Source organism: Sphingobium indicum B90A, assembly GCF_000264945.2.
GTDB lineage: Bacteria > Pseudomonadota > Alphaproteobacteria > Sphingomonadales > Sphingomonadaceae > Sphingobium > Sphingobium indicum.
This window is the reverse complement of sequence record NZ_CP013072.1, coordinates 98,770-108,430: the sequence shown is the minus strand read 5'-3', so window position 1 is coordinate 108,430 and position 9,661 is coordinate 98,770. Positions and strand designations below refer to the sequence as shown.

The 9,661-nt window shown below is 67.0% G+C and carries 8 protein-coding genes; 3 read left to right on the top strand and 5 right to left on the bottom strand.

Annotation, left to right across the window (positions count from 1 at the left end):
• Positions 1-316: 316 nt before the first annotated feature.
• The 3 genes from SIDU_RS18775 to SIDU_RS18765 all read right to left on the bottom strand — a co-directional run bounded on the left by SIDU_RS18775 (position 317) and on the right by SIDU_RS18765 (position 4,579).
• A complete protein-coding gene (locus tag SIDU_RS18775) occupies positions 317-1,408 on the bottom strand; it encodes a ParB/RepB/Spo0J family partition protein (protein ID WP_007684499.1) in 1,092 nt (363 codons plus the stop codon).
• Positions 1,409-1,470: 62 nt separating this feature from the next.
• The gene (locus SIDU_RS18770) at positions 1,471-2,667 is read right to left on the bottom strand and encodes an AAA family ATPase (protein WP_007684500.1); all 1,197 of its coding nucleotides are present in this window, start codon (positions 2,665-2,667) and stop codon (positions 1,471-1,473) included.
• Positions 2,668-2,998: 331 nt separating this feature from the next.
• Entirely contained in the window at positions 2,999-4,579 is a 1,581-nt protein-coding gene (locus SIDU_RS18765) for a glycoside hydrolase family 16 protein (RefSeq protein WP_007684501.1), read from the bottom strand.
• Between the two features lie 355 nt (positions 4,580-4,934).
• Here SIDU_RS18765 and SIDU_RS18760 point away from each other — a divergent pair, with 355 nt between their 5' ends.
• Complete coding sequence (locus SIDU_RS18760; protein ID WP_007684504.1) at positions 4,935-5,603, top strand: TetR/AcrR family transcriptional regulator; 669 nt, start codon at positions 4,935-4,937, stop codon at positions 5,601-5,603.
• Between the two features lie 38 nt (positions 5,604-5,641).
• Here SIDU_RS18760 and SIDU_RS18755 read toward each other — a convergent pair whose 3' ends face one another.
• Both SIDU_RS18755 and SIDU_RS18750 read right to left on the bottom strand, forming a co-directional pair.
• Positions 5,642-6,088: a PaaI family thioesterase gene (locus SIDU_RS18755; RefSeq protein ID WP_007684506.1), complete on the bottom strand. Its 447-nt coding sequence runs from the start codon at positions 6,086-6,088 to the stop codon at positions 5,642-5,644.
• The gene (locus tag SIDU_RS18750) at positions 6,088-7,269 is read right to left on the bottom strand and encodes a thiolase family protein (RefSeq protein WP_007684507.1); all 1,182 of its coding nucleotides are present in this window, start codon (positions 7,267-7,269) and stop codon (positions 6,088-6,090) included. The genes SIDU_RS18755 and SIDU_RS18750 overlap by 1 nt, the downstream gene beginning before the upstream one ends.
• A 205-nt stretch (positions 7,270-7,474) precedes the next feature.
• Between SIDU_RS18750 and adh the strand changes: the two genes are divergently transcribed.
• Positions 7,475-8,995 carry an aldehyde dehydrogenase gene (adh, locus tag SIDU_RS18745; protein WP_025161142.1) on the top strand — a complete coding sequence of 507 codons (1,521 nt, stop codon included), beginning with the start codon at positions 7,475-7,477 and terminating at the stop codon, positions 8,993-8,995.
• A gap of 263 nt (positions 8,996-9,258) precedes the next feature.
• Positions 9,259-9,648 carry a DUF779 domain-containing protein gene (locus SIDU_RS18740; protein ID WP_007684511.1) on the top strand — a complete coding sequence of 130 codons (390 nt, stop codon included), beginning with the start codon at positions 9,259-9,261 and terminating at the stop codon, positions 9,646-9,648.
• Positions 9,649-9,661: the final 13 nt, after the last annotated feature.

Here is a 9,661-nt window from a genome sequence, read left to right as displayed (position 1 = left end):
GGGTGGATCCTGGAGATGAGCGGCAGCCTGGGACGTGTTGCGGCGGAGGAGAGCGGGGCGTCGTGGGGGCTATTCCATGAACGTCTCGGCGAGTGAGCGAGGGTTTGGAATCGGCGGGCGGGATGGGCCGGGATGGGGCCTGGTGGGGGGTGCAGGGGCGAGGGGGTGCGGGTGTTTCCCCGGGGAAACGGGAGGGATGCTTTTCGTGCATCGGCGCGGGGGGAGGGGTGTCGTTTCCCCGGGGAAACGCGGGGCAGGGGGAATGGCGCGGTCGGGGCCGGCCGTTCCTTTCCCATGCTGTGCCCCCTCCCTGTCATCAGCGTTGCAGCCCCATGCCCTGCCGTTCGAGATGTTCAAGCGTGTCGCGCAGCGCCGTGGCGAGGGTTTCCATGTCGGCGCCCGACCCTGCGTGGAGGCGGATGGTGATGCCCTGGCGGTTGACCGACTGCACCGTGAGCGCAGGGCGGCCATAGCGGGTGGTCCAGGTGAAGGGTTCCTCCCTGGGGGCGGACCGGGCAGCGCGGGGGGCGTCGAGCAGGCGTTTCAGCACGTCCGCCGCCGCTATGGGCGCGGCCCCCGCCGTCCGCAGGGCGCGCTGTTCGGAGGCGAGGCGGTTCGCCTCGGCCCGGATGGCGGGCGCGCCCTTCGGGTCGTCGAGCGACTGGGCCAGCGCATAAGCGGGCTTCAACTGCACGTCGGCGGGCGAGGCGAAGGCGTCGATCACCGCGTCCTCGATGCCCGCGACCTTGATCATCTTGCTGAGCCAGCCCTTGGAGAGTTTCAGCCGTTCGGCCATGCGCGTCAGGTGGCTGCCATAATGGGCCTTGAGCGCATCGGCATAGTTGCGCGCCCGTTCCAGGTCCGACACGTCCTTGCGCGCCCGGTTTTCGAGGTCGGCGAGGCGGAAGGCGGCCTCGTCGTCGAGCTGGGCGACCTGCGCCACGAACATCATGTCGGAATAGCTGTTGGCGCGCAGCCAGCTGATCGACCAGTGACGGCGGGTGCCCGCAATGACCTCATAATCATGGTCCGGGTCGCCCTCTATGCGGCGGACCACGGCGGGAACCTTCTGCCCGCCCTCCGCGATGATCGAGTCGATCAGTTCGCGGCAATTTTCCTCATTGAGATGGGCGTAATGGCGGGCATTGCCGGTCCAGATGCGGACCCTGGCCGGATCGAGCAGCAATTGCGTGACCTGCCGCACCTCGCCCGAAGCGAGGCGGGCGAGGGCGGATTCGCGGCCGAGCAGGGTGGTGCCGCGCGCCCGGTCCTGCCGGGGCGGGGCGGGGGCAGGGGAGGGGGACGGCGCCGGCGCGCGGGCCTCTTCCCGCTCCACGGCCGGGGGCGCCGCCGCTTCCGGCTCGTCGGAGAGCAGGGCGGCCAGATAGTCGGATTGCTTACGCGCCATGACATTCCCCCTCGATCACTTCGGACAACGGGAACATATAGGGAACATGCGGATAGGGCCATTCATGCCGCATTGACGATGTCCTCTTCCCGCGCCGGGGCGACGCGGCCCCAGCCCTGGCGCACCAGCGCCTCGATCTGGCCCATGGCCTCGTCCAGATTGGCGCGGCAGCGCTTGTGGGTGCGCGGCGTGCCGATCGGCTTTTCCAGTTCATAGACGGTCATCATGCGCAGCGCGGCATGGCTGATCTCCGCGCTGTCGAGGATCGGGATGGGGAGGAGGGCGGGGCCGAAGCTCTGCTCCATGATGGCGCGGACCATCGAATGGCTGGGGTCGTTGCTGTCGAATTTGGAGCAGAGCAGGCGGACGAACTGATAGTCCACCTCTATCCCCGCCTGCTGCAACTGGCCGATCACCTGGTCCATCATCGAAAGGAACTGGACGGTCGAGCAGAAGTCGGGCGTGGTCGCGGCCAGCGGCACCAGCAGCGCATTGGCCGCCTGCATCACCGCGAGGCTGATCGTGCCCAGCGCCGGGGGCGGATCGAGCAGCACCACGTCATAATGGCGGGCAAGGTCCATGAGGCCCTGTTTCAGCTTGCGGAAGCGCGCCGCGAGGACGGAGCCGCCGTCGCTGCCCGCCGCCGCCAGCTCATATTCCACGTCGAACAGTTCGAGATTGGACGGGATGAGGTCGACATTGGGCCAGGCGGTATGCTTGACCGCGTAGAGCAGGTCGACCTGGGTCGGGTCGATCGAAAGATAGGGGTAGAGCGTCTCTTCCCGCTGGATGTTGAAATGCGGGTTGAAGCCGAACAGCGTGGTGGTCGTCGCCTGGCTGTCGCAGTCGACGACGAGGACGCGATAGCCCTGCACCGCGAAATAATGGGCGAGATGGGTGGTGACGGTCGACTTGCCGACGCCGCCCTTGAAATTCTGCACCGCGATGATGGCGGGCACGTCCAGCGGGGCGCGTTCGGGCGAGGCGCCCAGCACCTGCCGCATGTTCAGCAGTTCCTCGACCTTGTAGCCGGGGCGGCGGCCATTTTCGGTCGGCGGGGCAGGGGGAAGACGCCCGTCCTCCTCCGCCATGCGAATGCGATTCGTGGAGCAGCCAAGCAGTTGCGCGGCCTCCGCTATGCCGAAGCGGATGTTGAGTTCCTTGCGGCTATCCGGCAGGAAAGCCTTGCGCCGCAGGCGTTCGACCATCTTTTCGCCGGCTTCCGCCAGATCGCCGATCTGGGTAACCACTGCGTTCATTCCAGCCCTCATGCGCAAAGTTGAAGCATGTTTGGGACAGTATTGGCATAAATTGTTCAAATTGGCAAATGAAGGGGAGTTGGGATGCGGAGGGCGCAGGATGCTTCGCCCGAAAGTCGTTTTGCCGGGTAAGCGGCGGCTGTCCGCGACCATATTGCCGGGATGATCGACGGGGCTTCCTCATCCTCCCCATTGGGAGATGGGGGAGGGGGACCGCCGCTGAAAGCGGTGGTGGAGGGGAAAGGGGCATGACCTGCGCATTTTCCCCTCCACCATGCTTCGCATGGTCCCCCTCCCCATGCAAGCATGGGGAGGAATGGGATGGGGCGGCTTATTGGCCGCCGTCGGAATAGATGCGCACATCCTTGACGATCATGTCGCCGGTGCCGTCCGCATAGTCGCCGGTGGTCTTCACCGCGACGTTCATGATCGGGTACCAGCGGAAGCCGGCGAAGGGGTTGACCGCCTGATAGGTTTCCTTCCCGTCGATGAACCAGGTGATATAGTCGGGCTGGATGTCGACGGCGAAGCTGTGGAAGCCCGTCGTGAAGCCGCCGATGCCGTAGATCTCGTCCGTGTTCATGAACACGCCCTGCTGGAAGGTGCGGGTGATGTTGGCGCCGCCGTGCAGCGTGTTGGCGGTGTAGCGGTCGAAATCCCACCAGCTTTCGAAGCCGAAGCCTTCGTAAATGTCGATTTCCGGCGGCCATCCGGCGGTGGAGATCAGCCAGAAGGCGGGCCAGGAACCGCGCCGGTTGGGCATTTTGGCGGTGAATTCATATTGGCCGTAGCCGATCTGGACCGGGCGGGTGTTGTGGCCGCTGAGCACGACCGCGCCATAATCATAGGGGACGCCGTCCCAGGCTATGGGCTGCCTCAGCTTCTGCGTGTGCATGACCAGCCCCTCGTCGGTGTAGCGGAGCGGCGCCTCTATGCCATAGTCGCGATAGACCCAGCCGTCGAGATAGATGCCGGTTTCCTGATTGCCCGGTTGCGAACGGCCGTTGGGCAGCTTGGTCGACCAGGCCTTGTCATGGCCGGCGTCGGACCATTTGAGCGTCTCCCGGCTCATCTTCCACTGGAGCGTCCCCGTGGGCTGGAAGATGCGCGGTTCGCGGCCCGCCACCTGTTCCGCCGTCGGTTCCTGCTGGAAATCGCATTGGACGAAGGCGCGGTCGGTGCCCATCCTGCCGCCCCAGGGGGCTTCGACGAAGCGGACGATGAAGTCGGCCTGCGGCACGCCGAGCAGGATCGGGACGGAGACCGTCTTGGTCAGCGGGTCGCCGGGGCGGAAGATCACCGATTTGTAGATGCTCTGATAATTGACGCCCGCGACGCCGCGGACCAGGCCGGGGCCATCCTCCGTCATGACGCGGGCGATGACGGTGTTGGGCGTCGGCCGGTCGAGCGAGATCGGCACATAGGCGACGGTCGATCCGGGGCGGTAGAAGGCCGGGCCGACCGAGGCCGTCGCCAGTTCGGGATAGCGGGTGCCGCCGGCGAAGTCGAAATTGGCGAAGTCGGTGGCCTGCCCGTTGGCGGAAAGGGCGGCGGCGGAAAGGGATGCCATGGTGCTGGCCGTCGCCATCTTCCCGGCCCCGCCCCAGGCCGGTCCGCCGGTCGGCGCGGCGGCCGGGGCGGCGGGAAAGAGGGCGGCGGGATTGCTGCTGCCGAGCGCCGTGGTCCAGGGGCTGGGCGAGGGGCGGGAGAAGTCGATCCGCGGCGACGGGCCGCCCGTCCGGCCGAAAAAGCCCCTGGCGAGGATGGGGGCGATGCCCGGCCGGTCTTCCGCCGCGGGCGCGGAGATCTTTTCCGTGTCGGCGGTGAGGGACAGGCCCCATTCGCTCATGCAGAAAATGAGCACGCACGCGAACAACGCGCCCGCAAGCGGGCGGAAAGAGAAAATGCGCATGGTACGACCCCGTTGTTGAGCGGCCCTGTGCCGCCTGTGTTGAACCTCCTTCCCGCACGGCGGATTGCCCCGGCGCCGTTGCGGGTTCACAAGATGGTTGGTGCGGATTCGTTCGCTACAGCATTGAATATAATGGATTTTCACGCCCGTGAAAAGGGCGGCGGCATGGCGGCCCCCGCCGACCGGGTTCCGCCGCCCCCGCGTGGCGGGATCGGGGCCGGATCGGCGCGCCCTTCCGGATCAAAATGCTTGAACCTGACGGGCATAATATTATCTTGGTCGCAAGCAGCCCCCCGGCAGTGCCGTGCCGTTCCTGCCGCAGGCGGTTGCGATCCGGTCAGTTGTGGAACGATGCATGAGATACCCCAGCGAACATAAGGCGCGCACGCGGGAGCGCATCCTGAAGGAGGCTTCGCGCGCGATCCGTTGCCAGGGCATCGACAGGGTCGCGGTCGCCAATGTGATGTCGGCGGCCGGGCTGACGGTCGGCGGCTTCTATGCCCATTTCGCGTCCAAGGACGATCTGGTCGCCCATGCGGTCGAGCATATGTTCCATGAACGCTATGAGGAGTTTTTGGGCCTGCTGGATGTCGGCGACCCGCGCGCGGCGATCGCCAAATTCTTCGACGGCTACCTGTCCATGGCCCATCGCGGCCATCCCGAGACGGGCTGCCCCATCCCTTCGCTCAGCAGCGAACTGGGGCATCTGTCCGAGGATGGCCGGGGGCGGCTGAGCAGGGGCATGCGCGGGCTGGTCGACGGACTGACCCGGCTGCTGGAGCGGGCGGGGATCGGCGATCCGGCGGAAGCGGCGAACGCGGCCTTCTCCGAAGCGCTGGGCGCGCTGGTCATGGCGCGGATGACGACCGATCCCAAGGCGGCGGAGAAGATCCTCCAGAAGGCGCGGAAATCCGTGAAGGAGCGGCTTGGCGTCGCGGACGTGGACACCCGCATCCCCCTGCGCAGCCGCTCCGCGAGCCGGGCCGGGGCGAAGCCGGCCGAAAGGGCCGAAGCCGCCGCCTGAACCGGAAGGCGCCGCCGCCCGCCCGCGCCGCCCCGCGTTCAGCGCGGCACGACGCAGGTGGACGTGCCGTGCGCGAAGATGCGCTCGCCCGGACCGATGATCCGCCCCTCCATGGCGATGAGGGAGCGGCCCCGCGAGATCACGGTGCCGATCACCCGCAGGGGGCCGATGTCGGCGTGGATCGGCTTCAGGAACTTGACGCTGGTTTCGTGGGTCGGGGCGAAGCCGCCTTCCTCCAGCATGGTCACGGCCGCCAGGCCCATGGCGGAATCGAGAACCGTCATCACCCAGCCGCCATGGACGATGCCGCCGGGATTGAGGAAGCGCTCCTCCGGCGTCGCCATCAGTTCGATGCGGCCGATCTCCGGCGGAAGAAGCCGGAACGGTATCGTCTCGGCCATGGGAGGATAGGGCAGGTCGCCCCGCGCCACCGCGCTGATCATGTCGAGGCCGCTCATGCCCCGCCCCTGCAGCCGCGCGGCCATTACAGCGTTTCCAGCGCGAGCGCTATGCCCTGTCCGCCGCCGATGCACAGCGTGACGATGCCCCGGCGAACGCCGTCGCGCTTCATCGAATGCAGCAGCCGCGTGGTCAGCACCGCGCCGGTGGCGCCGATGGCGTGGCCATGGGCGATGGCGCCGCCCTCCACATTGACGATGTCCTCCGGCAGGCCAAGTTCCTGGATGATCGCCAGCGGCACGGCGGCGAACGCCTCGTTGATCTCGAACCGCTCCACGTCCGGCAGCGTCCAGCCCGCCCGTTCGACCGCCTTGACCACGGCGGGGACGGGCGCCAGGCCGAACAGGCCCGGCTCCATCGCCGCGACCGCATGGGCGACGATCCGCGCGGCCGGTTCGACCCCGTTCGCCTCCGCCCAGGCGCGGCTGGCGACCAGCATGGCGGACGCGCCGCTGTTGAGGCCGGGGGCATTGCCGGCGGTGATCGTGCCGTCCGGGCGGAAGGCGGGCTTCAGCCGGGCGAGGCCCTCCAGCGTCGTGTCGGCGCGGGGCGCCTCGTCGCGGGCGAAGCTGGTCTCGCCCTTGCGGCCCTGCACGGTGACGGGGGCGATCTCCGCGTCGAAGCGCCCATCCGCCTGCGCCTGCGCGAAGCGGCTCTGCGACCGTTCGGCCCAGCGGTCCTGCGCATCCCGCGAGATCTGGGATCGGGTGACCAGATCCTCCGTATGCCAGCCCGAATGCCGGCCGGAAAAGGCGTCGTTCAATCCGTCGCGCAGCATGGAATCGATGATCGCCGCGTCCCCCATGCGATAGCCCCAGCGGCCGCCGGTCATCAGATAGGGGGCGCGGTCCATATTCTCCATGCCGCCGGCGACGGCGACGTCGTGCAGGCCAAGCTGCACCTCCTGCGCGGCGCTCACGATGGCCTGCGCGCCCGATCCGCAGACCCGGTTGACGGTGAGGGCCGGGACCGAGACGGGCAGCCCGGCATGGATCGCCGCCTGGCGCGCCGGGTTCATGCCGTTGCCCGCCTGGATCACATTGCCCATGGTGACGGCCCCCACGACCTCCGCCGGGAGGCCGGCGCGGCGCACGGTTTCGCGGATGGCGACGGCGCCCAGTTCGGCGGCGGGCACGTCCTTCAACGCGCCGTTATAACTGCCGATCGGGGTGCGCACGGGATGGGCGAGGATGATTTCCGTGGTCATTCTGGCTTTCCTTCTGCTGTCGTCCGCGCCGCCGGACCGGGCCATGACATGATGATGATCATGCCATTGATCGGGATCGCCGCGCCGCTTTTCAAGGGGGGGGCGCCGATGCCCTGGGCGGATCGGCCGACCCAAGGTCTAATTGTTCCTTCGTCCGAAAGGTTCATCCTGTCCCTCAACCTTCAGACGAGTCCGGGAGAGGATGATGTTACAGCAGGCAATGGCGCGGTTCGCGGGAAAAACGCTGATCCGCGAGAAATACGAGAATTTCATCGGCGGCCAGTGGGTGGCGCCGGTCCGGGGCGAATATTTCGACAATCTGTCGCCCGTGACGGGGCAGAGCGTGTGCAAGGTGGCGCGATCGACCGCCGAGGACATCGAGCTGGCGCTGGACGCCGCGCACAGGGCGAAGGAAGGCTGGGGCCATCGTTCCGCGACCGAGCGGGCCAATATCCTCAACCGCATCGCCCAGCGGATGGAGGACAATCTGGACCTGCTCGCCATGGCGGAGACCATCGACAACGGCAAGCCGATCCGCGAGACGACCGCCGCCGACATTCCGCTCGCCATCGACCATTTCCGCTATTTCGCGGCCTGCGTCCGGTCGCAGGAAGGGTCCATCGCGGAGATCGACCATGACACGGTCGCCTATCATTTCCATGAGCCGCTGGGCGTGGTGGGGCAGATCATCCCCTGGAACTTCCCGATCCTGATGGCGGCGTGGAAGCTGGCCCCGGCGCTGGCGGCGGGCAATTGCGTGGTGCTCAAGCCCGCCGAGCAGACGCCGATGTCGATCATGGTGCTGATGGACCTGGTCGGCGACCTGATCCCCGAAGGCGTGCTGAACGTCGTCAACGGCTTTGGCGTGGAGGCGGGCAAGCCGCTGGCCACCAACAAGCGGATTTCCAAGATCGCCTTCACCGGGGAAACCACCACCGGGCGCCTCATCATGCAATATGCGTCGGAGAACCTCATTCCGGTGACGCTGGAGCTGGGGGGCAAGTCGCCCAACATCTTCTTCGCCGACGTGATGGACGCGGACGACGATTATTTCGACAAGTGCCTGGAAGGCTTTGCGATGTTCGCGCTCAATCAGGGCGAGGTCTGCACCTGCCCCAGCCGGGCGCTGGTGCAGGAGAGCATTTACGAGAAGTTCATCGAGCGCGCCGTCGCCCGCGTCCAGAAGATCGTGCAGGGCAGCCCGCTCGATCCCGCGACGATGATCGGGGCGCAGGCGTCGAACGACCAGCTGGAGAAGATTCTCAGCTACATCGACATCGGCAAGGGCGAGGGCGCGAAGGTGCTGACCGGCGGCACGCGGGCGCATCTGGGCGGCGAGCTGGAGCAGGGCTATTATGTGACGCCGACCGTGCTGGAAGGGCATAACAAAATGCGCATCTTCCAGGAGGAGATTTTCGGCCCCGTGCTGTCGGTCACGACCTTCAAGGACGAGGCGGAGGCGCTGCACATCGCCAACGACACGCTCTATGGCCTGGGCGCGGGGGTGTGGAGCCGCAACGGCAACACCGCCTATCGCATGGGCCGCGCCATCCAGGCCGGGCGCGTCTGGACCAATTGCTACCACGCCTATCCGGCCCATGCGGCCTTTGGCGGATACAAGCAGTCGGGCATCGGGCGCGAGACGCACAAGATGATGCTGGACCATTATCAGCAGACGAAGAACCTGCTGGTCAGCTATTCGACCAAGGCGCTGGGCTTCTTCTGAGGCGGTCGTCATGCCGGAGGCGGGTCGTTCCCCCTTCACGCCTTCGGTTCGGGCGGGCGCCTCTCCCGGGCGTCCGCCTTTTTCTGTTTTCCTTCTCGCTTGAGGGAGAAGGATATGGAGCCTTGCTGAGCGGAGCGAAGCCAGGCGGAGTTGGATGAGGGGGTGGAACCTGCGCTATCCCCCTCACCCAGCTCCGACTAGGCAGCAAGCTGCCAAGTCTGCGCAGCCCTCTCCCTCAAGGGAGAGGGGTAGGAGTGAACCCTATGAACCTTCCATCTCGCATCCTCGCCACGCCGGAGGCCGAAGCGTTGATTGCCCGCCTCACCATGCGGCATGGGCCGCTGATGTTCCACCAGTCCGGCGGCTGTTGCGACGGGTCCGCGCCGATGTGCTTCCCGCGCGGCGAGTTCAGGGTCGGGGGGCAGGATGTGCTCCTGGGTCATATCGCAGGCGATGTGCCGGTGTGGATCGGCGCGGCGCAGTTCGACTATTGGCGGCATACCCAGGTCACCGTCGACGTCGTGCCGGGCCGGGGCGCGGGCATGTCGCTGGAAAGCCCGGAGGGGATGCGCTTCATCGTCCGATCCCGCGTCTTCACCGATGAGGAGAATGCGGCGCTGGAGGCGGCGGGAGAGCCTTTGCGCGGAGCGTGAAACCGCATACACA